Source organism: Pseudomonas oryzihabitans (assembly GCF_007665395.1).
Classification (GTDB): Bacteria; Pseudomonadota; Gammaproteobacteria; order Pseudomonadales; family Pseudomonadaceae; genus Chryseomonas; species Chryseomonas psychrotolerans_C.
Map to the genome: position 1 here is coordinate 120,044 of NZ_VDND01000002.1, position 22,809 is coordinate 142,852.

At 66.2% G+C, this 22,809-nt stretch carries 19 protein-coding genes; 9 read left to right on the plus strand and 10 right to left on the minus strand.

Annotated features, from left to right (window positions below):
* Positions 1-16: 16 nt before the first annotated feature.
* The 6 genes from FSV73_RS04465 to FSV73_RS04490 all read right to left on the minus strand — a co-directional run bounded on the left by FSV73_RS04465 (position 17) and on the right by FSV73_RS04490 (position 8,811).
* Positions 17-1,027 carry an ABC transporter permease subunit gene (locus FSV73_RS04465; protein WP_145004521.1) on the minus strand — a complete coding sequence of 337 codons (1,011 nt, stop codon included), beginning with the start codon at positions 1,025-1,027 and terminating at the stop codon, positions 17-19.
* A gap of 360 nt (positions 1,028-1,387) precedes the next feature.
* The gene (locus FSV73_RS04470) at positions 1,388-2,806 is read right to left on the minus strand and encodes an OprD family outer membrane porin (RefSeq protein ID WP_145004525.1); all 1,419 of its coding nucleotides are present in this window, start codon (positions 2,804-2,806) and stop codon (positions 1,388-1,390) included.
* Positions 2,807-2,952: 146 nt separating this feature from the next.
* Positions 2,953-4,545, minus strand: coding sequence for an ABC transporter substrate-binding protein (locus tag FSV73_RS04475; protein ID WP_145004529.1), 1,593 nt, complete (start codon positions 4,543-4,545; stop codon positions 2,953-2,955).
* A 44-nt stretch (positions 4,546-4,589) separates the two neighbouring features.
* Positions 4,590-6,188, minus strand: a complete 1,599-nt coding sequence (locus tag FSV73_RS04480; protein ID WP_145004532.1) for an ABC transporter substrate-binding protein — start codon at positions 6,186-6,188, stop codon at positions 4,590-4,592.
* Positions 6,189-6,258: 70 nt separating this feature from the next.
* A complete protein-coding gene (locus FSV73_RS04485) occupies positions 6,259-7,857 on the minus strand; it encodes an ABC transporter substrate-binding protein (protein WP_145004535.1) in 1,599 nt (532 codons plus the stop codon).
* A 246-nt stretch (positions 7,858-8,103) separates the two neighbouring features.
* On the minus strand, positions 8,104-8,811 hold the full coding sequence (locus FSV73_RS04490; RefSeq protein ID WP_145004537.1) for an SIMPL domain-containing protein: 708 nt from the start codon (positions 8,809-8,811) through the stop codon (positions 8,104-8,106).
* Between the two features lie 177 nt (positions 8,812-8,988).
* Here FSV73_RS04490 and FSV73_RS04495 point away from each other — a divergent pair, with 177 nt between their 5' ends.
* The 6 genes from FSV73_RS04495 (at position 8,989) to FSV73_RS04520 (ending at position 15,838) form a co-directional block, all read left to right on the plus strand.
* Positions 8,989-10,248 carry an ATP-binding protein gene (locus FSV73_RS04495; RefSeq protein ID WP_145004539.1) on the plus strand — a complete coding sequence of 420 codons (1,260 nt, stop codon included), beginning with the start codon at positions 8,989-8,991 and terminating at the stop codon, positions 10,246-10,248.
* A gap of 16 nt (positions 10,249-10,264) precedes the next feature.
* Positions 10,265-10,825, plus strand: coding sequence for a response regulator transcription factor (locus FSV73_RS04500; protein WP_059314005.1), 561 nt, complete (start codon positions 10,265-10,267; stop codon positions 10,823-10,825).
* A gap of 122 nt (positions 10,826-10,947) precedes the next feature.
* Positions 10,948-12,681, plus strand: coding sequence for an ABC transporter ATP-binding protein/permease (locus FSV73_RS04505; protein WP_145004543.1), 1,734 nt, complete (start codon positions 10,948-10,950; stop codon positions 12,679-12,681).
* Positions 12,682-12,765: 84 nt separating this feature from the next.
* On the plus strand, positions 12,766-13,515 hold the full coding sequence (locus tag FSV73_RS04510) for a FadR/GntR family transcriptional regulator (RefSeq protein ID WP_186309156.1): 750 nt from the start codon (positions 12,766-12,768) through the stop codon (positions 13,513-13,515).
* A gap of 133 nt (positions 13,516-13,648) precedes the next feature.
* Positions 13,649-14,560, plus strand: coding sequence for a 5-dehydro-4-deoxyglucarate dehydratase (gene kdgD / locus FSV73_RS04515; protein WP_145004546.1), 912 nt, complete (start codon positions 13,649-13,651; stop codon positions 14,558-14,560).
* Between the two features lie 258 nt (positions 14,561-14,818).
* Positions 14,819-15,838 (plus strand): alginate lyase family protein, encoded by a 1,020-nt coding sequence (locus FSV73_RS04520; protein WP_145004549.1) that lies wholly within the window; start codon positions 14,819-14,821, stop codon positions 15,836-15,838.
* Between the two features lie 24 nt (positions 15,839-15,862).
* Here the strand turns inward: FSV73_RS04520 and FSV73_RS04525 are convergent, their stop codons facing one another.
* From FSV73_RS04525 to gatC, 4 genes are all read right to left on the minus strand, one after another.
* On the minus strand, positions 15,863-16,261 hold the full coding sequence (locus FSV73_RS04525) for a septal ring lytic transglycosylase RlpA family protein (protein ID WP_145004552.1): 399 nt from the start codon (positions 16,259-16,261) through the stop codon (positions 15,863-15,865).
* Positions 16,262-16,525: 264 nt separating this feature from the next.
* Complete coding sequence (gene gatB, locus FSV73_RS04530) at positions 16,526-17,974, minus strand: Asp-tRNA(Asn)/Glu-tRNA(Gln) amidotransferase subunit GatB (protein ID WP_145004555.1); 1,449 nt, start codon at positions 17,972-17,974, stop codon at positions 16,526-16,528.
* Between the two features lie 14 nt (positions 17,975-17,988).
* Positions 17,989-19,440 carry an Asp-tRNA(Asn)/Glu-tRNA(Gln) amidotransferase subunit GatA gene (gene gatA, locus FSV73_RS04535; protein ID WP_145004558.1) on the minus strand — a complete coding sequence of 484 codons (1,452 nt, stop codon included), beginning with the start codon at positions 19,438-19,440 and terminating at the stop codon, positions 17,989-17,991.
* A gap of 8 nt (positions 19,441-19,448) precedes the next feature.
* On the minus strand, positions 19,449-19,736 hold the full coding sequence (gene gatC / locus FSV73_RS04540; RefSeq protein WP_145004561.1) for an Asp-tRNA(Asn)/Glu-tRNA(Gln) amidotransferase subunit GatC: 288 nt from the start codon (positions 19,734-19,736) through the stop codon (positions 19,449-19,451).
* A 231-nt stretch (positions 19,737-19,967) separates the two neighbouring features.
* On the opposite strand from gatC, the gene mreB reads away from it, so the two are divergent.
* From mreB to mreD, 3 genes are all read left to right on the plus strand, one after another.
* On the plus strand, positions 19,968-21,005 hold the full coding sequence (gene mreB, locus FSV73_RS04545) for a rod shape-determining protein MreB (protein ID WP_007159533.1): 1,038 nt from the start codon (positions 19,968-19,970) through the stop codon (positions 21,003-21,005).
* 126 nt (positions 21,006-21,131) lie between these two features.
* On the plus strand, positions 21,132-22,277 hold the full coding sequence (gene mreC, locus FSV73_RS04550) for a rod shape-determining protein MreC (RefSeq protein WP_437179266.1): 1,146 nt from the start codon (positions 21,132-21,134) through the stop codon (positions 22,275-22,277).
* Positions 22,277-22,765 (plus strand): rod shape-determining protein MreD, encoded by a 489-nt coding sequence (gene mreD / locus FSV73_RS04555; RefSeq protein ID WP_145004567.1) that lies wholly within the window; start codon positions 22,277-22,279, stop codon positions 22,763-22,765. The genes mreC and mreD overlap by 1 nt, the downstream gene beginning before the upstream one ends.
* Positions 22,766-22,809 lie beyond the last annotated feature (44 nt).

A 22,809-nucleotide genomic window follows, 5' to 3' on the forward strand; every position in this document is an offset into this window, starting at 1 on the left:
TGTCCGGATGGGCGCATCAACGCTGGTGGCGGATGCGCGGATTGACCAGGCCGTAGAGGATGTCCACGACGAAATTGACCAGGATGACCAGGGTGGCGATCAGCAGGATGCCGTTCTGCACCACCGGGTAGTCCCGGGCGCCGATGGCCTCGATCAGCCATTTGCCGATGCCGGGCCAGGAGAAGATGGTCTCGGTGAGCACCGCGCCGGAGAGCAGGCTGCCCACCTGCAGGCCGAGCACGGTCAGCACCGGGATCAGGGCGTTGCGCAGGGCATGGACGAAGACCACCCGCGCCGGCGACAGGCCCTTGGCCCGGGCGGTGCGCACATAGTCCTCGCGCAAGACCTCGAGCATGGCCGAGCGGGTCATGCGGGCGATCACCGCCAGCGGGATGGTGCCCACCACGATGGCCGGCAGGATCAGGTGCTTGAGGGCGTCGACGAAGGCGCCGGGCTCGTCGGAGAGCAGGGTATCGATGAGCATGAAGCCGGTGCGCGGCGGGATGTCGTAGAGCAGGTCCAGGCGGCCCGAGACCGGCGTCCAGCCGAGCTGCACCGAGAACAGCATGATCAGCAAGAGGCCCCACCAGAAGATCGGCATGGAATAGCCGGTCAGGGCCAGGCCCATCACCCCGTGGTCCACCGTGGAGCCGCGCCGGAGGGCGGCGAGGATGCCGGCCAGCACGCCGAACACCGTGGCGAACAGCATGGCCGCCACCGAGAGCTCCAGGGTGGCCGGGAACAGGGTCAGGAATTCGTCCCAGACCCCCACGCGGCTGCGCAGGGATTCGCCGAGGTTGCCCTGGGCGAGGTTGCCGACATAGTCGAAATACTGCTGGTACAGGGGCTTGTCGAGGCCCAGGCGGTGCATGGCTTCGGCGTGCATCTGCGGATCGACGCGGCGTTCGCCCATCATGACCTCCACCGGATCGCCGGGGATGAGGCGGATCAGGGCGAAGGTCAGCAGGGTGACGCCGAAGAACGTCGGTATCAGCAGCCCGAAGCGACGGGCGATGAAGGCGAGCATCGGAGGGGGTATCTCCTCTTGAGGCTGATCAAGACGGCGCGAGTACGTGCCCGGCCGCGTTTTTAAGTGAAAGCCCGCGCAAAAGCCCGCAGGCTTTTGCTCTGACTTTCAGACCTTGTGGGTCTGGATTCATCCCTGCGCCGACCGTCCTGGTCCGCGACGAACGCGGCCTGCGCCAGGCAGGCTCGTTCGGTCCTACGAATAGGTTCGAAGAGCGCTCTGGGCCAGCGCTCCAAACCCGGCAGACTACCACGTTGCCACGGGTGCCGAAATCCTCGACATCGCCAGGGCTTCGCCGGTGTTCGCGACGCGATCCCGGCCAGATGCCAGGCGCTGCACGAAATCTGCCGGGTTTCGCCATCACAGCAGGTTGAACGGCAGGGTGGAGACCAGGCGCAGCTCCTTGACGTTGCCGTCGACCTGGTTCTGGCTGGCGCGGTGATCGGTCAGCAGCAGGCGGAAGCGGCTGTCCTTGAGCGTGCCCTGTTGCACCTTGTAGGTGGTGACCAGGCCGATCTCGTGGTGCTTCTCGCCATCCTGCTGCAGCACCTCGGCATAGTTGGCGTACTTGCCGGCGCCGGCGTCGTAGTGGGTGCCGTCGATGTCCCAGCCCTTGGCGTACCAGACACCGGTGCTCAGGCCGGGCACGCCGAAGTAGCTCCAGTCGGTCTCGTAGCGGATCTGCAGCGACTTCTCGTTGGGGCCGTTGTAGTCCGACACCAGGGAGTTGGCCAGGTAGATGGCCGCAGTCTCGTGGGCGTAGTCGAAGTACTCGTTGCCGTCGATCTGCTGGTAGGCCAGGGTCAGGCTATGGGCCTGGTGGCTGCCGGTGAGCGCCAGGCTCCAGGCGGTGTTGTCGATGTCGCCGGCCTTGGCGCTGCCGGCGTCGACGGTGCGGTAGGCGTTGGCCACCGCCTTCCAGGCGAAGGTGTCGAGAGAACCGCCGGCCTGGGTGACGCTCAGGAAGTACTGGTTCCAGACGTCTTCGAAGTTGGCGCCATAGACGCTGACTTCCCAGCCCTGGGGCAGCTTGTAGTTGCCGCCGAGGAAGCTCAGGCGGTCGGCGGTGACCTCGCGGGTACCGTATTCGGTGGTCCACTTCTCGTCGCCGGCGCCGGTCCGCGGGCTGACGCGGGTGAAGCTGCCGCCCTGCAGCGAAAGGTCGTCCCATTCGTCGCTGGTCACGGCGAAGCCGTCGAAGCCGGAGGGGAAGGGGCGGTTGTCGTTGTAGCTGATCACCGGGGTATCGAGCATGAAGCGCCCGACCTTGAGTTCGGTGTTGGACACGCGGAAGCGCGCATCGGCGATGCCCAGCTTGGACCACTCGGCATGGCCCTCGCCCTCGGCGTTGGCCAGGGTGCGGTTGCCGCCGCCGCCGATCCGGCCCTTGCCGCGCTCCAGGTTGGTGGCCTGGTAGCCGGCCACGTCGATACCGAAGCCCACCGGGCCCTGGGTGTAGCCGGAGCTGTACTTGAGCTCCGTGGCCTGGACCCAGGTATTGCGCGAGTGGGTACGCACCCGGGTGCCGTTCTTGGTGTAGCTGAAGATCGGATCGGAGCTGGTCTCGCGGGCGAAGAAGTTGCGCGTGGTCAGGGTCAGGCTGTCATCGGCGAGAAAGCCCTTGGCGCCTTCCTGACCCTTCACCGGCTTCTGCACGTTGGGCAGGGTCTGGACCTCGTTGGCATAGCTCGGATCCTCCGGCGCCGGGGACTGGGCATGGGCGGTCAGGGCCAGGGTGAGCAGGGAAAGGGCGAGGCCCCCACGGTGGACGTTGGTCATTTGGCTGTGCTCCAAAGCGGTCGTTTTTCTGTTTTTTTGGGCGTTTTCGGCACGACCGAACCCGTCGCGCCGAAACACGGCGCGAGGCGGGAAAGGTCGAGAGGACGGGCCGCCCGGGCCCGGTCGCTTACGGCATCAGCTGCCGATCAGTCGAGGGTTACCGTGGAGAAGTCGTAGACCCCCAGCGGACTCTGCACATAGCCCTGTACCTTGGGCTGCAGGACGTCGGTGAACAGCGGGTGCGCCAGCGGTATCCACGGCAGCTGCTGGTGGAAGATTTGCTGGGCCTGCTCGTAGAGCGCGGTACGCTGGGCCGGGTCGTTGATGCGCTTGGCCTTTTCGATGGCGTCGTTGAACGCCTTGTCGCACCAGAAGGCGCGGTTCTCGCCGCTTTCCGTCGCCGCGCAGCTGAGGTTGTTGGTGAGGAAGTTGTCCGGATCGCCATTGTCGCCGGTCCAGCTCATCATCAGCAGGTCGTGTTCGCCGGCCTTGGTGCGCTTCTGGAACTCACCCCATTCGAACTGGGTGATCTCGGCCTTGATGCCGATCTTGGCCAGGTCGCCCTGGATCAGCTGGGCCACCAGCGCCGGGCTGCCGCCCGGGCCGCTGCCGGTGCTGATGTAGTACTTGAGCGTGAAGCCGTCGGGATAGCCGGCTTCCTTGAGCAGCGCCTTGGCCTTTTCCACGTCGTGGGGCCAGGGCTTGATGTCCTTGGCATAGCCCAGCAGCGAGGAGGGATAGGGGTTGATGGCCGCCTTGGCGGCGCCTTCGCCGAACACCGTCTTCAGGTAGTTCTGCTGGTCGAAGGCCATGGCGATGGCCTGGCGTACCCGCACGTCGTTCAACGGCTTGTGCCGGGTGTTCATCGCCAGGAAGGACGTGGTCTGGCTTTCCACCTGGGCCAGCTTGAGGTTCTTGTCCTGCTTGAGCATCGGCAGGTCCTGGGGCTTGGCGGTGAGGGCGATCTGGCACTCGTTGTTGCGCACCCGCTGGATGCGCACGTTGGGATCCAGGGTCACCGCCAGCACCAGGCCGTCCAGCTTGGGCTTGGCGCCGAAGTAGTCCGGGTTGACCTTGTAGCGGGTATTGGAATCCTTGGCGTAGCGCTGGAAGACGAAGGGACCGGTGCCGATGGGCTTCTGGTTGATGTCGTCGGTCTTCTTGCTGGCCAGCAGGCCGTCGGCGTATTCCTTGGACAGGATGGACCCGAAGGCCATGGCCAGGTCGGCGAGGAAGGGCGCCTCCGGCTGGTTGAGGGTGAAGCGCACGTGCTGGTCATCCACCTTGTCGATGGACTTGATCAGGGTGCCCATCTCCATGGCGGCGGCATAGGGATAGCCGCTGGGGGAGAGGTTGTACCAGGGGTTGTTCTTGTCGAGCATGCGCTCGAAGCTGAACACCACGTCGTCGGCATTGAAGTCGCGGGTGGGCTTGAAGTACTCGGTGGTGTGGAATTTCACCCCTTTGCGCAGGGTGAAGGTGTACTGCAGGCCGTCGGGGGAGACCTCCCAGCTTTCGGCCAGGCCCGGCTCCAGCTCGGCGGTGCCCTGCTTGAATTCCACCAGGCGGTTGTAGAGCGGCGTCGCCGAGGCGTTGAAGGTGTAGCCCGAGGTATAGCGACCCGGATCGAAGCCTTCCGGATTGGCCTCGGTGCAGACCACCAGCGGCCGGGCCAGGGCGGCCGTGGCGCTGAGGCAGAGCAGGGCGGCGAGGGACAGCGAGAAGAGCGGCTTGGACACGAAAGGTTCCTCGTGAAAGGCCCGCCGGGCGGGCCGGACAGGGTTTAGCGGTCGAGGCTTACGCCATAGAAACCGGTGACGCCGAAGGGATTGATCTTGAAGCCCTGCACTTCCTTGCGCATGGGCTGGGACACCACCGAGTGGGCCATGGGGCTCACCGGCATCTGCTGGCGAATGAGCTGCTGGGCGCGCTCATAGAGCCGGGTGCGCTCGGCGCGGTCGTTGCTGGTCTTGGCCTGCTGGATGAGGGCGTCGTAGTCCTTGTCGCACCAGCGCGCATAGTTGCTGCCGCCGATGGCGCTGCAGCCGTAGAGCACGCCCAGCCAGTTGTCCGGATCGCCGTTGTCGCCGGTCCAGCCATAGGTCAGCACATCGTGTTCGCCGGCCTTGGCGCGCTTGATGTACTCGCCCCATTCGTAGCTGACGATCTTGGCCTTGATGCCGACCTTGGCCCAATCCTGCTGGATCATCTGCGCCGATTGGCGGGCATTGGGGTTGGAGGCGCGCTGTACCGTCATGGCCCAGAGGGCGATCTCGGTGCCGTCCTTGATCCCGGCCTGCTTGAGCAGCGCCTTGGCCTTTTCCGGATCGTAGGGCGCACCCTTGATGCTGTTGTCGTAGGACCACTGGTTCGGCGGGATGACGTTCTGCGCCACTTGGCCGGCGCCCTGGAACACGGTGTCGACGATGGCCTGCTTGTTGATGGCCATGTCCAGGGCGCGTCTTACCTCGGGCTTATCCAGCGGCGGATGCTGCACGTTGTAGGCGAGGAAGCCGACGTTGAAGCCTGGCTGCTGCAGTACCTTCAGGTGCGGATCCTGCTTCATCTCCACCAGGTCGGCCGGCCGCGCATAGCCACTGACCTGGCACTCGTTGGCCTTGAGCTTCTGCAGGCGGGTGGCGGCATCGGGGGTGATGGCGAAGATCAGGTTGTCGAGCTTGACGTCCTCGGGCTTCCAGTAGTCGCGATTGCCCTTGTAGCGGATCACCGCATCCTTCTGGTAGCGGCTGAAGACGAAGGGCCCGGTGCCGATGGGCTGCTGGTTGAGCAGCTCGGGCTTGCCCTGCTTGAGCAACTGGTCGGCGTACTCCGCCGACTGGATGGAGGCGAAGCTCATGGCCAGGTCGGCGGCGAAGGCGGCGTCCACCTTGTTGAGGGTGAAGACCACGGTCTGGTCGTCGGTCTTGGCCACCTGGGCGATGTTCTGGTCCAGCTCCATGTCGGTGAAATAGGGGAATTCCGTGGGGTAGGCCTTCCGGAACGGCTGCTCCTTGTCGAGCATGCGCTGGAAGGTGAAGACCACGTCGTCGGCGTTGAAGTCGCGCGTGGGTTTGAAGTAGTCGGTGGTGTGGAATTTCACGCCCTGGCGCAAGTGGAAGGTATAGGTCTTGCCATCGGCGCTCACATCCCAGCGGGTCGCCAGACCCGGCTCCAGGGTGGTGCCGCCGCGCTGGAACTGCACCAGGCGGTTGAAGACCGTTTCCGCGGAAGCATCGAATTCGGTGCCCGAGGTGTACTGCGCCGGATCGAAACCGGCCGGGCTGGCTTCCGAGCAATAGACGAGGTTGCTCGCCGCCTGGGCGAGCGGAGCACAGGCGAGCAGGCTCGCCGCCAGCAATGAGTAGGCGTAGGGAAGGCGCATGGGATTCACTCCATCAGTCAAATGAACGGCCAGGACCGGGCGTCTGGCGCCCGATCCCGGCCAACAGGCTTCACTTGCTGACGCTGACGCCGTAGAACTCGTTCAACCCGAAGGGGCTGATCTTGTAGTCCTGGACTTCCTTGCGCATCGGCATGTAGACCGTGGAGTGCGCGATGGGCGTCATGGGTACCTGCTGCTTGAGGACCTGCTGGGCCTGCTCGTAGAGCTTGGTGCGCTCGCCCTGGTCGGTCACGCGCTTGGCGTTGACCACCAGGTCGTCGAACGGCTTGTAGCACCAGCGCGAGTAGTTGTTGCCGCCAATGGCCTTGCAACCGAAGAGGGTCGCCAACCAGTTGTCCGGGTCACCATTGTCGCCGCTCCAGCCGATCAGCATGATGTCGTGCTCGCCGGCCTTGGCGCGCTTGTTGTACTCGCCCCATTCGTAGCTGACGATCTTGGTCTTGACGCCAATCTTGGCCCAATCCTGCTGCAGCATCTCCGCCATCAGGCGCGCATTGGGGTTGTAGGGCCGCTGCACCGGCATGGCCCAGAGGGTGAACTCGGTGCCTTCCTTGAAGCCGGCTTCCTTGAGCAGGGCCTTGGCCTTCTCCGGATCATAGGGCGCGTCCTTGATGGACTTGTCGTAGGACCACTGGGTCGGCGGCATGGCGTTGACGGCCACCTGGCCGGCGCCCTGGTAGACGGCATTGATGATGGCCTGCTTGTTGACCGCCATGTCCAGCGCCTGGCGCACCTTCAGCTTGCCCAGGTCGCCATGCTCGGTGTTGTAGGAGATGTAGCCGAGGTTGAAGCCCGGCTGCGAGGGCAGCTTGAGGTTCGGATCCTTCTTCAGGCCATCCAGATCCGCCGGACGCGGATAGACGGTGATCTGGCATTCGCCGGCCTTGAGCTTCTGCATCCGTACCGAGGGATCGGTGTTGATGGAGAAGATCAGGTTGTCCACCTTGGCGCCCTCGGCCTTGTCCCAGTAGTCCGGGTTGGCCTTGTAACGGATCACCGCATCCTTCTGGTAGCGGCTGAAGACGAAGGGACCGGTGCCGATGGGCTTCTGGTTGATCTCGGCGGGCTTGCCGGCCTTGAGCAGCTTGTCCGCGTACTCGGCCGACTGGATCGATGGGAAGGGCATCGCCAGATTCTGCAGGAAGGCGGCGTCCACTTCGTTGAGGGTCATGCGCACCGTGTAGTCGTCGACCTTTTCCACCTTGGCGATGTTCTGGTCGAGGCCCATGTCGGTGAAATAGGGGAATTCGGTGGGGTAGGCCTTCCGGAACGGCTGGTCCTTGTCCAGCATGCGCTGGAAGGTGAACAGGACGTCATCGGCATTGAATTCGCGGGTCGGCTTGAAATAGTCCGTGGTATGGAATTTCACGCCCTTGCGCAGGTGGAAGGTATAGGTCTTGCCGTCCTCGCTGATGTCCCAGCTCTCGGCCAGGCCCGGCTTGACCTGGGTACCGCCGCGCTCGAATTGGGTCAGCTTGTTGAAGATGGTTTCCGCCGAGGCATCGAAGTCGGTCCCCGTGGTGTATTGCGCCGGATCGAAACCGGCCGGGCTGCCTTCGGAGCAGAACACCAGGTTGGCCGCCTGGGCCAGGGGCGCGCCGGCCAGCAGACCGGAAGCGAAGAGGGCAGCGAGTACGTTCTTGTGCATGGAGACCTCATGTCGGGGACGACGCACCGCGCTGTGGCGATGCGAAACAGAATGCCGATGTCTTGTGGACAGATGAGCCCACATGCACAGCCTGTGCCCATGTCCATAGCCCAGGCGAGCTATTGACGCGAAGAGACCCAAACAAAAAACAGATGTCGCAAAGATATAAGACGAGTTACTTGCGGTTGCGCCCGGCGCGCACCAAAAGTGCGCGCCGGAACAGTGTTGTTACTTTTCTGCACCGGATCAGGGCATTTGTACTTCGATGGTACCGCCTGCGGTGACTTCGACCGTGGTGGTGCCCGGGGCGACGTCCGGGGTCACGGCGTCACTGGCGGCCTTCATGGCGGACATGCGCAGCATGGGCAGGGGCTGGGGTACGCCACTGGTACCGAGGTCCAGGTTGACGATGCGATAGCCCGAGCCACCCAGGGCGTCGGTGGCCAGCTGGGCACGCGCCTTGAAGGCGGCCACGGCGTCCTTGAACAGGGCATCTTCCTGCTGCTTGCGGGTGCCGTCGGCGATGCTGAATTGCAGATTGCCCATCTTCAGGTTACCTAGCAGTTCGCCGGTCAGCTTGGACAGAGCGGGGAAGTCCGCGCTTTCCAGGCGCAATTCGCCGCGCTCGCGCCAGGCGTTGATGGCGCGGCCCTGGTCCTCATAGACCGGATAGGTGTTGCGGTTGCCCAGGGAGACGGTCACCCCGGACACCTTGCGCGCCTGCTCCAGGGCCGCGTTGAGGGTCTTGGTGGTCTCGCTGGCGAGGGCGGCCGGATCCTGGCCCTGGCTCTCGGTGTAGAGCATGACCTGCATCCGATCACGCGGCACTTCCCGGCTGACCTCGGCCCTCAGGCTGATCTGGTTGTAGCGCGGCTCGTCGGCCTGGGCGCCGGTGGCGAGGGCGGCGCTGAAGAGGGCAGCACCCAGCACGAGCGGGCGTAGGGAAAAGGTCATGGTGTTCTCCTGATTGGCAGTACGAAAGCCTTGGGACAGCGGACCCGGCGGATGGTGCGTCGCTTTGCCGCGTCGGCGGTGGAGGGCGAACGGCTCTCGCTATAATGCCGAGTCTGCTCCGACGGCAAGCCCTTCCGGGCCTGCCGTCTCGATCGCTTCTTGCGCCTGGAACCTCGCATGTTCTCCTTGCCCGTTCAATGGTTGTCCGCCAATCGCCAGAATCTCGGCCGCCTGGTTCTCATCCGCGTGCTGGTGCTGGCCGCCCAGGCCGGCTCGGTGGGCATCGCCCGGCTGTCGGGCATCGTCCAGCTGCCCTGGACGGCGCTGGCCATCACCCTCGGGGTGTCGGCGGTCCTCTGCCTGTTCGCCGCCCTGCGGCTGACCCGCTCCTGGCCGGTCACCGAGCAGGAATACGCGGCGCACCTGGGGTGCGACCTGGCCATCCACAGCGCCCTGCTGTATTTCGCCGGCGGCCCGACCAACCCCTTCGCCTCCTACTACCTGGTCCCCCTGACCATCGCCGCGGCCACGCTGCCCTGGCTGTACACCCTGGTGCTGGCGGCCCTGACCCTGGCGGTCTTCTCGCTGATGCTGCTGTCCTATGAGCCGCTGCACCTGCTGGCTGCCAACGATGGCGCGGTGCTGAGCTACGGCATGTGGCTGAGCTTCGCGCTGTCCGCCGCGGTCATCACCCTGTTCGTCGCGCGGATGGCCACCGCCCTGCGCGAGCAGGAAAGCCTGCAGGCCCAGCGCCGCGAACAGGCCATGCGTGACCAGCAATTGCTGGCGGTGGCCACCCAGGCCGCCGGTGCCGCCCACGAACTCAGTACGCCGCTGTCCACCATGAGCGTCTTGCTCAAGGAGCTGCAGCAGGAATATGCCGGCCAGCCGACCCTGAGCGAGGACCTGGCGCTGCTGCAGGCCCAGGTCGGCCAGTGCAAGCAGACCCTGCAGCAACTGGTGCGGGCGGCCGAAGCCGACCGGCGCCAGACGGTGCAGGAGCAGACCGCCGTGGAGTGGCTGGAGGCGACCATGGATCGCTGGCACCTGATGCGGCCGGAGGCCACCTATCGCTTCGAGGTGATCAGCCTCGGCACGCCGCCGCGCCTCACCCCGCCGGTCGAACTTACCCAGGCGCTGTTGAATCTACTCAACAACGCCGCCGACGCCTGCCCGGAGAACCTGGCCATCCGGCTGCACTGGGATGCCCGCGAGCTGTGCCTGTCGATCCGCGACCACGGCGCCGGCGTGCCCCTGGCCATCGCCGAGCAGCTCGGCAAACCCTTTTTCACCACCAAGGGCAAGGGCTTCGGTCTGGGCCTGTTCCTCAGCCAGGCCAGCGTTACCCGCGCCGGTGGCACGGTGAAGCTCTACAATCACGAAGAAGGCGGCACCCTCACCGAATTGCGCCTGCCGCGGCACTACGCCCTGGCGTGAATGCCTGGAGAATCCTATGACTGACGACCTCAACAGCGGTTTCGACGACCAGCCCCACATCCTGCTGGTCGACGACGATCCCACCTTCACCCGGGTCATGGCCCGTGCCATGGATCGCCGCGGCCTGCGCGTCTCCATCGCCGACAGCGCCGAGGAAGGCCTGCAACTGGCCAAGGACGACCTGCCGGACTACGCGGTACTCGACCTGAAGATGGAAGGCGACTCCGGCCTGGTGCTGCTGCCCAAGCTGCTGGAGCTGCACCCGGAGATGCGCGTGGTGCTGCTGACCGGCTACTCCAGCATCGCCACCGCGGTGGAAGCCATCAAGCGCGGCGCCACCAACTACCTGTGCAAGCCGGCCGATGCCGACGACGTCCTGGCCGCCTTGCTGGCCCAGCACGCCGACCTCGATACCCTGGTGCCGGACAACCCCATGTCGGTGGATCGCCTGCAGTGGGAGCACATCCAGCGGGTGCTGGCCGAGCACGAGGGCAACATCTCGGCGACTGCCCGGGCCCTCGGCATGCACCGCCGGACCTTGCAGCGCAAGTTGCAGAAGCGCCCCGTCCGGCGCTGACGGACCGTCATCGCCCGGGCTCGCTGGGCGATGACTGTTACATTGTTTCAGTCAGAATTCGTTCAGGCATTCCGGCATAGGCTGTGCAAGCGTCTCGTTGAGCAGTCTTTGAGAGTCCGAGCATGTCCGAATCCGCCGTACCCGTGCCCTCCGTCTATGGGGCTTCCCGCGGTCATTTCCTCGCCCGTGTCTGGGCGCTGATCACCCCCTACTGGCGCAGTGAAGAGAAGGGCAAGGCCTGGCTGCTGCTCTGCGTGGTCATCGCCCTGTCCCTGGCCGGGGTCGGCCTGTCGGTCGCCCTGAACACCTGGTATCGCTACTTCTACGATGCCCTGCAGAATCGCGATCTGGCCGCCTTCATCCGGCTGATGCTGTACTTCTGCGGGCTGGCGGCCAGCGCCATCCTGCTGGCCGTGTACCGGCTGTACCTGACCCAGGCGCTGACCATCAACTGGCGGCGCTGGCTGACCGAAAAGCACTTCGGCCTCTGGCTGGCGGAGCGCAACTACTACCACCTCGAACGGGAAGGCGGCGCCGACAACCCCGACCAGCGCCTGACCGAAGACATCCGCGACTTCGCCGAGACCACCCTGAGCCTGGGGCTGGGTTTCATCCGCACCGTGGTCAGCCTGGTGTCCTTCAGCGTCATCCTGTTTGGCATTTCCGGCGACATCACCCTGTTCGGCATCACCATCCCGGCCTACATGTTCTGGGCCGCGCTGATCTACGCCGCCATCGGTACCTGGCTGACTCACCTGATCGGGCGCCGGCTGATCGGCCTGTACAACCAGCAGCAGCGCTACGAAGCCGACCTGCGCTTCGGTCTGATCCGCGTCCGCGAGAAGGCCGAGAGCGTGGCGCTGTTCCGCGGCGAGGCCAACGAGCATCGCCGGCTGCTGGACCGCTTCGGCTACGTCTGGGGCAACTACCACCTGCTGATGAACTACACCAAGCGGCTGACCTTCTTCACCGCCGGCTACAGCCAGATCGCCATCATCGCCGGCTTCGTGCTGGCCGCGCCGCGCTATTTCTCGGGCAAGATCCAGCTCGGCGACCTGATGCAGATCAACTCGGCGTTCGGCAACGTCCAGGAAAGCCTCAGCTGGTTCGTCGACGCCTACGTCAGCCTGGCCGGCTGGCGCGCCGTCTCCGACCGTCTGCTCACCTTCCGCGAGGCCATGGCCGAGCTGAGCCAGGAATCCGACATCCTGGAACCGCGCACGGGCGATACCGACCTGCTGCTGGAGGGCCTGACCCTGAGCGCCGCCGGCCGCCTGCTGCTGCAGCCCACCGACCTGCGCATCGCCCGTGGCGAACACCTGCTGGTCGAGGGCGCCTCGGGCAGCGGCAAGAGCACCCTGCTGCGGGCGCTGGCCGGACTCTGGCGCCAAGGGCAGGGCGGTATCGCCGTGCCACCCGGGCGCCAGCTGTTCCTGCCGCAACAGCCCTACCTGCCCATCGGTACCCTGCGCGAGGCGCTGTCCTATCCGCAACCGCAGGAGGCCTATCCCGACGAGCGCCTGGCCGAGGTACTGCACCTGTGCCGGCTCGACCACCTGCGCGAGCACCTGGACGAATGCCGTCATTGGGAACGCACCCTGTCACCGGGTGAACAGCAGCGCGTGGCGCTGGCGCGAGCACTGCTCTACGCCCCCGACTGGCTGTTCCTCGACGAAGCCAGCTCGGCGCTGAGCGAGGCGGACGAGCGCGCCCTCTACGAGCGGCTGCTCGCCGAGAATCCCGGCCTGACCCTGATTAGCGTCGGCCATCGTCCGAGTCTGCGTGCCTACCACCGCCGTCACCTCCTGCTGGAAGGTCAAGAGCTGCGGCCTAGAGGCGTGGGCGACGCATCCTGATATGGACTGGGCGGTCTAGATCGGGCGTTTATCAGGGGGCGGGTGCTATGATTTCGCTAGCCCTTTAATCTGGTACGAAAATCCATGTCAGCACCCACTCTATCCCGCCCCCGCAAAAGACCTCGTAGCCTGGCAGAAGAGGTCGTTGCGGTGCTGATCCAGCAGATCGGCGATGGCCAATTCCAGCCCGGCGACAAGCTCCCCACGGAATCGGCCATCATGCAGGCGCAGGGGGTGAGTCGCACCGTGGTGCGCGAGGCCATTTCCCGCCTGCAGGCCGGTGGCTACGTGGAGACCCGGCATGGCATCGGCACCTTCGTGCTGGAGCGGCGTTCCGAGTCCTTCCTGATCGATCCGGCCACCATCACCACCCTCAAGGACGTGCTGGCGATGCTCGAATTGCGCATCAGCCTGGAGGTGGAGGCCGCCGGTCTCGCCGCCCAGCGCCGCTCCAACGAGCAGCTGCAGGCCATGCGGACCCTGCTGGACAGCATGCGTGGCGGCGCCGAGCAGCCCGATCGCGCGGTGAGCGCCGACCTGGAGCTGCACCTGCTGATCGCCACCTCCACCGGCAACCGTTATTTCAGCGACATCATGGGGTACCTGGGCACGGTCCTGATTCCCCGTACCCGCCTCAATTCCGCCTACCTCGCCCATGACGACCAGCAGCGCTACCAGAGTCGCCTGGATGCCGAGCACGAGGCCATCGTCCAGGCCATCGAGGACGGCCATGTGGAGGGCGCCCGTGCGGCCATGCGCCTGCACCTGAGCAACAGTCGCGAGCGCCTGCGCCGCGCCCACGAAGAGATGGAGCGGCAAGCGGAAGAGGCCTGATTCCAGGCCTCGCCACCCGCGCGGGGGATTTTTCCGGTTGGGGCTTGCCCCTTCCACAAAAGAGGTTGTACGATGACTTACAACAGGTAGCGGGTTGCCGCACCTCAGTCCAACCTACGCCGAGGCACCCCAGATGACTCCACAAGAACTCAAAGACGTCCTCTCTTCCGGTCTGCTGTCCTTCCCGCTGACCGACTTCGATGCCAACGGCGACTTCCGCCCCGACACCTACGCCAAGCGCCTGGAGTGGCTGGCCCCCTACGGCGCGACCGCGCTGTTCGCCGCTGGCGGCACCGGTGAATTCTTCTCGCTGGAAGCCAGCGAATACCGCGCCATCATCAAGACCGCGGTGGACACCTGCCAGGGCAGCGTGCCCATCCTGGCTGGCGTCGGCGGCTCCACCCGCCAGGCCATCGCCTATGCCCAGGAAGCCGAGCGCCTCGGCGCCAAGGGCCTGCTGCTGCTGCCGCACTACCTGACCGAAGCCAGCCAGGACGGCGTGGCTGCCCATGTCGAAGCCGTCTGCAAGTCGGTCAAGATCGGCGTGGTGGTCTACAACCGCAACGTCTGCCGCCTGCAGCCCCAGCACCTGGAGCAACTGGCCGAGCGTTGCCCGAACCTGGTCGGCTACAAGGACGGCCTGGGCGACATCGAGCTCATGGTCGCCATCCGTCGTCGCCTGGGCGATCGCTTCAGCTACCTGGGCGGCCTGCCCACCGCCGAAGTCTATGCCGCCGCCTACAAGGCGCTGGGCGTGCCGGTCTATTCCTCGGCCGTGTTCAACTTCATCCCCAAGACCGCCGTGCAGTTCTACGAGGCCATCGCCCGTGACGATCATGCCACCGTCGGCAAGCTGATCGACGACTTCTTCCTGCCGTACCTTGAGATCCGCAACCGCTGCGCCGGCTATGCCGTGAGCATCGTCAAGGCGGGCGCGCGCATCGCCGGCTACGACGCGGGTCCGGTACGGACCCCGCTGACCGATCTCAAGCAGGACGAGTACGAAAAGCTCGCCGCCCTGATGGACAAGCTCGGTCCGCAGTAACGACCCTGTCCGCGAGGCGCCCCAGGGCGCCCTCCCGCCTGTTGCACTGCCCGCGCCCAGTCACCTGGTCGCGGGCTTTCTTTTGCCGGCACCGCCTGGCTGCGGAGGCTGCGGCAGCACCGGGCGCGGGCGGGTGTGGCTGGCTTAAGCGGGTGCTAAGGACCTGCTGCCAGGCTGGGGTTGCCCGCCGTGTCCCGGTCAGGGAGAAGGGCAGGGCATCCGCCCAGCCTTGCAAGGTGCAGCCAGAGGATTCCCAGCATGAGCGCCGCCCTGTTGTATCTCGCGCTAGCCGCAGCACCCGGGCAGGCAACTTGCCTGGCAGCGACACCCCCCTCGGCCGCTGCGCTGGCGCAGGCGGCCAGCCATCCTCCAGCGCCTGAGCCCCAGGCGCTGCCCGTCATCCATACCGCCGGGACCTTGCCCCACAGCGGAATCTACGATCAGTCCGCCGCGGCGGTGCGCGACTTCGGCTACATGCTCGACCTGGCGCTGGCCTGGCGCGATGACCGCGATGCCGCCGCCCTGGCGCGTCTGGCAGGCTACTTCGACGCCTGGCTTCCCCAGTATCGGCCCAGCTTCCAACCCATAGACGAGACCAACCTGGGTAATCTCATCGCCGCCTACCGGCTGACCGCAGCGGATCTTCCTGCCGCGACGGCGCACCGCGTCCAGGCCTTCATCGAGACGCTGGCGCAGGGCTATCTGCGGCAGATGGAGGCGCATCGTGGCGATCCTCGCGGCGTCTGGAGCAACAACTGGCAGAGCCACCGGATCAAGCTGGTGACCCTGGCGGCCAGCGCCCTGGACGACCCGGCGCTGTTCGCCCGGGCACGGGCGGCCTTCCAGGCGCAGCTGTCGGTCAATCTCAAGCCCGATGGGGAGGTGCTGGACTTCAGCGAGCGCGATGCCCTGCACTATGTGGTCTACGACCTCGAGCCGCTGGTGCTGGCGGCCGCGGTGGCCCAGGGTCGTGGCGAGGACTGGTTGCACGTGCCGGGCCGCGAGGGTCAGACCCTGGCCCGGGCCCTCGACTGGCTGCTGCCCTATGCGCAGGGCCAGCGCCGTCATGAGGAATTCCGCAAGACCACGGTACCTTTCGATGTGCAGCGCGCCGCGGCCGGACTGCCCGGCTATGCGGGTGTCTGGGATCCGCGCAATGCCCGGGTGCTCTACTGGTCGGCCAGTCTGCTCGACCCGCGCTACGCGGCGGTCGCCCGGCACCTCGCCACCGCACCGCCGCGGATGCTGTGGGCCTATGCCCCGGCTTGTCAGCGCTAGTCGGCGCCGTTTGCGCGGCGAGGGTCAGTCGAGGCTGCGAATGCTGACCTTGGAAGTGCCGTCGGCCACCATGTCGAGGCGGTCGGCCGCGCTGCGCGACAGGTCGATCACGCGCCGCCGCACCGTCGGTCCCCGATCGTTGATGCGCACCACCACGCTGCGCCCGTTGCTCAGGTTGGTGACCTGGACCCGGGTACCGAAGGGCAGGGTGCGGTGGGCGGCGGTGAGTGCGTCGGGATCGTACTTCTCGCCACTGGCGGTGCGCCGGCCGGCGTGCCACTTGGAGTAGAAGGAGGCCAGGCCGGTATCCTGGTAGTCGTGGGCGGCGACCGGGGACAGCGTGGCGGGAAAGTCCTCGTGACTGGCGCAACCGGCGAACAGCAGGACCAGCGACAGCAGTCCGGCGCGGTGAATCCGATGCATCTCGATGCCTCCTGGCAAAACGACCGGCAGCAGCTTAAGGGGTCGGAGCAGAGCTGTCAGCCCCGCTCCGTAACCCCTAGGTTCTGTACGAAAAGTGCCTGCGCTCGGTGATGCTTCGTTGAAAAACGCCTGGATCGCCAGCCCGGTCGGAATGCTCATTTACCGCTCGTAAACTCGAGCGCGAGCCCGGTCCGCTTCCTCAGCGCTTTTCGCCTCGCCTGACCTTCGCTCGGCGACTTTTCGTACAGAGCCGTGCGACCGCCGTCAGCCTTCCAGTTTCTGCTTGAGCAACTGGTTGACCTGGCCGGGGTTGGCCTTGCCCTTGGAGGCCTTCATGGCCTGGCCGACGAAGAAGCCGAACATCTTGCCGCGCTTGGCTTCGTCGCTGGCGCGGTACTGCTCGACCTGGGCGGCGTTGGCGGCCAGCACCTCGTCCAGCATGGCTTCGATGGCCCTGCTGTCGGTGACCTGCTTGAGCCCCTTGGCCTCGATGACGGCATCGGCGCTCTCACCTTCGCCGGCAGCCAGGGCTTCGAAGACCATCTTGGCGAGCTTGCCGCTGATGGTCTCGTCCTTGAGGCGCAGGATCAGGCCGCCCAGCTGGGCCGCGCTCACCGGCGACTGGCCGATCTCCAGGTCCTGCTTGTTGAGCAGGCTGGATAGCTCGCCCATCACCCAGTTGGCGGCCAGCTTGGCGTCGCCGCTTAGCCGCTGGACTTCCTCGAAGTAGTCGGCCAGTTCACGACTGGCGGACAGCACGCTGGCGTCGTAGACCGACAGGCCGAATTCGCGCTGGAAGCGGTCGCGCTTCTCGGTCGGCAGTTCGGGCAACTGGCTGCGCACCTCGGCCAGGAAGGCCGGCTCGATCACCACCGGCAAGAGGTCGGGGCAGGGGAAGTAACGGTAGTCGTTGGCTTCCTCCTTGCTGCGCATGGAGCGGGTCTCGTCCTTGTTCGGGTCGTACAGGCGGGTTTCCTGCACCACGGTGCCGCCGTCCTCGATGAGTTCGATCTGGCGCTGGACCTCGTGGTTGATGGCCTTCTCGATGAAGCGGAAGGAGTTGACGTTCTTGATCTCGGCGCGGGTGCCGAAGGCGGCCTGGCCCTTGGGGCGCACCGAGACGTTGCAGTCGCAACGCAGCGAGCCCTCGGCCATGTTGCCGTCGCAGATGCCCAGGTAGCGCACCAGGGCATGAATGGCCTTCACATAGGCCACGGCTTCCTTGGCGCTGCGGATGTCCGGCTCGGAGACGATCTCCAGCAGCGGGGTGCCGGCACGGTTCAGGTCGATGCCGCTCATGCCGTGGAAGTCTTCGTGCAGGCTCTTGCCGGCGTCTTCTTCCAGGTGCGCGCGGGTGATGCCGATGCGCTTGACGGTGCCGTCTTCCAGGGTGATGTCCAGGTGGCCCTTGCCGACGATGGGATGGTCCATCTGGCTGGTCTGGTAGCCCTTGGGCAGGTCCGGGTAGAAGTAGTTCTTGCGCGCGAAGACGTTGCGCTCGGCGATCTCGGCATCGATGGCCAGGCCGAACTTGCAGGCCATGCGCACGGCCTCGGCGTTGAGCACCGGCAGGGTGCCGGGCATGCCGAGGTCGACCAGGCTGGCGTGGGCGTTGGGCTCGGCGCCGAAGCTGGTGGCGCTGGCCGAGAAAATCTTCGATTGGGTGCTGAGCTGAGCGTGGATCTCAAGCCCGATCACGGTTTCCCATTGCATGTCTCTATCCTTCCTCAGAAGCCGCTCGGCGCCTGGCGATGCCAGTCGCTGACTTGCTGGTACTGGTGGGCGACGTTGAGCAGACGGCCTTCCTGGAAATAGTTGCCGAGCAGTTGCACGCCCACCGGCAGGCCGTCGACGAAGCCGGCCGGCATCGACAGGCCGGGGATGCCGGCGAGGTTGGCGGCGATGGTGTAGAGGTCCTCGAGATAGGCGGAGACCGGGTCATCGCCTTTCTCGCCGATTTTCCAGGCCAGGTTCGGCGTGGTCGGGCCGAGGATGACGTCGACCTCGGCGAAGGCCGCGACGAAGTCGTTCTTGATCAGCCGGCGGATGCGCTGCGCCTTGAGGTAGTAGGCGTCGTAGTAGCCGGCCGACAGGGCGTAGGTGCCGACCATGATGCGGCGCTTCACTTCCGCGCCGAAGCCTTCGCCGCGGGACCTCTTGTAGAGATCCTCCAGGTTGACCGGATTCTCGCAGCGATAGCCGAAGCGCACGCCGTCGAAGCGCGACAGGTTGGAGCTGGCCTCGGCCGGGGCGATGACGTAGTAGGCCGGGATGGCGTGTTCCAGGTTCGGCAGGGAGATGTCCTTGACCGTGGCGCCGAGCTTCTTCAGCTCCTCCACCACGGCCAGCACCTTGTCACCGATGCGGGCGTCGAGGCCGGCGCCGAAGTATTCCCGCGGCAGGCCGATGCGCAGGCCGGCCAGCGGTTGCTGCAGGGCGGCGCGGTAGTCGTCCACCGGCTGGTCGACACTGGTGGAATCCTTGGGGTCGAAGCCGGCCATGGCCTGCAGCAGCAGGGCGCAATCCTCGGCGGTGCGCGCCAGGGGGCCGCCCTGGTCGAGGCTGGAGGCGTAGGCGATCATGCCCCAGCGCGAGACGCGGCCGTAGGTGGGCTTGATGCCGGTGAGGTTGGTCAGGGCCGCCGGCTGGCGGATCGAGCCGCCGGTATCAGTGCCGGTGGCGGCGGGCAAGAGGCGCGCCGCTACCGCCGCGGCGGAGCCACCGGAGGAGCCGCCCGGCACCCGGGTGAGGTCCCAGGGATTCTTCACCGGGCCATAGTGGCTGGATTCGTTGGCCGAGCCCATGGCGAATTCGTCCATGTTCAGCTTGCCGAGGGTCACGGCGCCGGCCGCGGCCAGCTTCTCCACAACGGTGGCGTCATAGGGCGCCTTGAAGCCGGTGAGGATCTTCGAGCCACAGCTGGTGAGCACGCCCTGGGTACAGAACAGGTCCTTGTGGGCGAGCGGGGCGCCGAGCAGGGCGCTACTCTCGCCGGCAGCGCGGCGGGCATCGGCGGCCCGTGCCTGGGCCACGGCCTGTTCGGCGGTCACGGTGATGAAGCTGTTGAGCTGCGGGTCGAGCTGCTCGATCCGCTGCAACAGGCCGCGGGTCAGTTCCTCGGCGGAAAATTCCTTCGCGGCCAGGGCGGCGGCGATCTCGGTCAGGGTCAGCTGATGCATGTCGTGTCTCACTCGATCACCTTGGGGACCAGGTACAGTCCGGCTTCCACGGCCGGGGCGATGGCCTGGTAGGCCGCGCGCCGGTCGCCTTCGGTGGCCTGGTCGGGCCGCAGGCGCTGGGTGGCCTCCAGCGGGTGGGCGAGGGGGGCGATGTTCGTGGTATCGACGGCCTGCATGCGATCGACGAGGCCGAGGATGTCGTTGAGGGTGGCGGTGGTAGCGGCGAGATCCGCTTCGTCGAGACCCAGGCGGGCCAGGTGAGCGATCTTTTCGACGTCGGTGCGTTCGAGCGCCATCGGCTTCTCCAGCAGGAAGGCGGCGTGACCCGGTTGGCGGCCGCGTATGCAGGAGACGGGCTGGGCGAGTCGGGCGCCGCGTTGAACGGGGGCTTAACGGCCCGGAAAAGCTCTCAATCTAGCATATCGGCGCCTTGCCCTAAATCCCTGCGATTGTTAGAGTCTGCCGCACTTTTTTACCCGCACGTTTGTCCTGTCGCGTGCCTGCTTGTCACCGCCTAGGGTCACCTCATGTTCAAGAAATTGCGTGGCATGTTCTCCAGCGATCTGTCGATCGACCTGGGAACCGCCAACACCCTCATTTATGTCCGCGAGCGTGGCATCGTGCTCAACGAGCCGTCGGTCGTCGCCATCCGTACCCATGGCAACCAGAAGAGCGTCGTCGCCGTCGGTACCGACGCCAAGCGCATGCTCGGTCGGACGCCGGGCAACATCTCCGCCATTCGCCCGATGAAGGACGGCGTCATCGCCGACTTCAGCGTCTGCGAAAAGATGCTGCAATACTTCATCAACAAGGTGCACGAGAACAGCTTCCTGCAGCCCAGCCCGCGGGTCCTGATCTGCGTGCCTTGCAAGTCGACCCAGGTCGAGCGCCGCGCCATCCGCGAATCCGCGCTGGGCGCCGGGGCCCGCGAGGTGTTCCTGATCGAGGAGCCGATGGCCGCGGCCATCGGCGCCGGCCTGCCGGTCGAGGAAGCCCATGGCTCCATGGTCGTCGATATCGGTGGCGGTACCACCGAGATCGCGCTGATCTCGTTGAACGGTGTGGTCTATGCCGAATCCGTCCGGGTCGGCGGTGATCGCTTCGACGAAGCCATCGTCACCTACGTGCGTCGCAACTATGGCAGCCTGATCGGCGAATCCACCGCCGAGCGCATCAAGCAGGAAATCGGCACCGCCTACCCGGGTGGCGAGGTCCGCGAGATCGACGTGCGCGGCCGCAACCTGGCCGAAGGCGTACCGCGCAGCTTCACCCTCAATTCCAACGAGGTGCTCGAAGCCATGCAGGAATCCCTGGCGACCATCGTCCAGGCGGTCAAGAGCTGCCTGGAGCAGTCGCCGCCGGAGCTGGCCTCCGACATCGCCGAGCGCGGCCTGGTGCTGACCGGTGGTGGCGCCCTGCTGCGTGACCTGGACAAGCTGTTGTCGCTGGAAACCGGTCTGCCGGTGATCGTCGCCGAGGACCCGCTGACCTGCGTGGCCCGTGGTGGCGGCAAGGCGCTGGACATGATGGATCGCCACGCCATGGACCTGCTGTCCACCGAATAAGGCAGTTCCAGGCTACAGGCCCCGATCCGGTCGCCGCTGGCGGTCGGGTCGTCGGGCGCGTTCTGCGAGGAACTCACCATCAAGCCGATTTTCAGCAAAAGCCCGGCGCTGGGCATTCGTCTGCTGATCCTGGCCGCCATTTCGGTGGGTGTCATGGTCACCGACGCCCGTTTCGACTATCTGAAACCGGTGCGCAGCGAACTGGCGCTGGTCCTCTCGCCCCTCTATGAGGTGGCGGGCTTTCCCCTGCGCGCCTGGGAAGGTGTCAGCGACCAGTTTTCCAGCCGCACCGAGCTGATGGCGGAAAACGAGCGCCTCAAGGCCGAGCAGTTGCTGCTGCAGCGGCGCCTGCAGAAGCTCGCCGCCCTCACCGAACAGAACGTCCGCCTGCGCGAACTGCTCAATTCCGCCGCCCTGGTGGATGACAAGGTACTGGTCGGCGAGCTGATCGGCGTCGATCCCAATCCCTATACCCATCGCATCATCATCGACAAGGGCGCGAAGGACGGCGTCTTCGTCGGCCAGCCGGTGCTCGACGCCAGCGGCCTGATGGGGCAGGTGGTCGAGGTGATGCCCTATTCGGCCCGGGTGCTGCTGCTCACCGACGTGACCCACAGCATTCCGGTGCAGGTCAATCGCAACGGCCTGCGCGCCATCGCCGCCGGCACCGGCAACCCCGAGCGCCTGGAATTGCGCTATGTCGCCGACACCGCCGACATCAAGGAAGGCGACCTGCTGGTCAGCTCCGGCCTGGGACAGCGCTTCCCGGCGGGCTACCCGGTGGCCACGGTGTCCAAGGTGATCCACGACTCGGGCCAGCCTTTCGCGGTGGTGCGCGCCATTCCCACGGCCAAGCTCAATCGAAGTCGCTACATGCTGCTGGTGTTCAGCGATACCCGCACCCCGGAGCAACGCGCCAACGATGCCGCCGAGGCCCAGGAAGCAGCGGATCGGCATGCCGCGCAGCGCCCGGCCGCCCCGGCCAATCCGGCTCCGGCCGGTGCTTCCGCGGCCCAGCCGGCCGCCGCCCCGGCGACCCCGGCGCAGGGCGCCGCTATTGGCAATCGCCAGGCCGCGCCGACCAAGCCGCCGGCCAGCCAGGGTAACGCGGGGGGCCATGCCACCACAGCGGCCAAACCGCCGGCCCATGGCGCCGCCCCGGCGACCAGCCAACCGGCCGCGACCGCCACGCCGCCGCAGAAGAAGCTGCCGCCACTACCCGCCGCGGCCCAGCATCCGGCGCCCGAGCTGCCGGACGAGGGCGATCGTTGATGGCGCTGCGCATCGGCCACAACGGGTGGGTGATCTGGCTCACTCTGTTGGTCGGGTTGCTGCTGTCCGTCGTGCCCATGCCGGAGTTCATGGAGATCGGCCGGCCGCTGTGGCTGGCCATGCTGCTGACCTTCTGGACCCTGACCCTGCCGCACCGCGTCGGCTTGTTCACCGCCTGGGTGATGGGCATCGCCGAGGACGTGCTCTACGGCAGCCTGCTGGGCCAGACCGCCCTGGTCCTGAGCCTGGTGGTGTTCCTGGTCCGCTCCCTGGCGCCGCGCCTGCGCGCCTTTCCCATCTGGCAGCAGAGCTTCGTGCTGCTGGTGGTCTACGGCATCGCCCAGCTGCTGGCGCTGTGGCTCAACGCCCTGGCCGGCAGCCGCCCGCCGACCCTGGTCTTTCTCACCCCCTCGCTGGTCAGCGCCCTGCTCTGGCCGTGGATCTACCTGCTGCTCCGCGGGCTGCGCCGCAGATTCGGTGTCAACTGACCGGCTTTCCCCCGCGTCAAGCTGGTTTCACCGGCGTCGGGCTG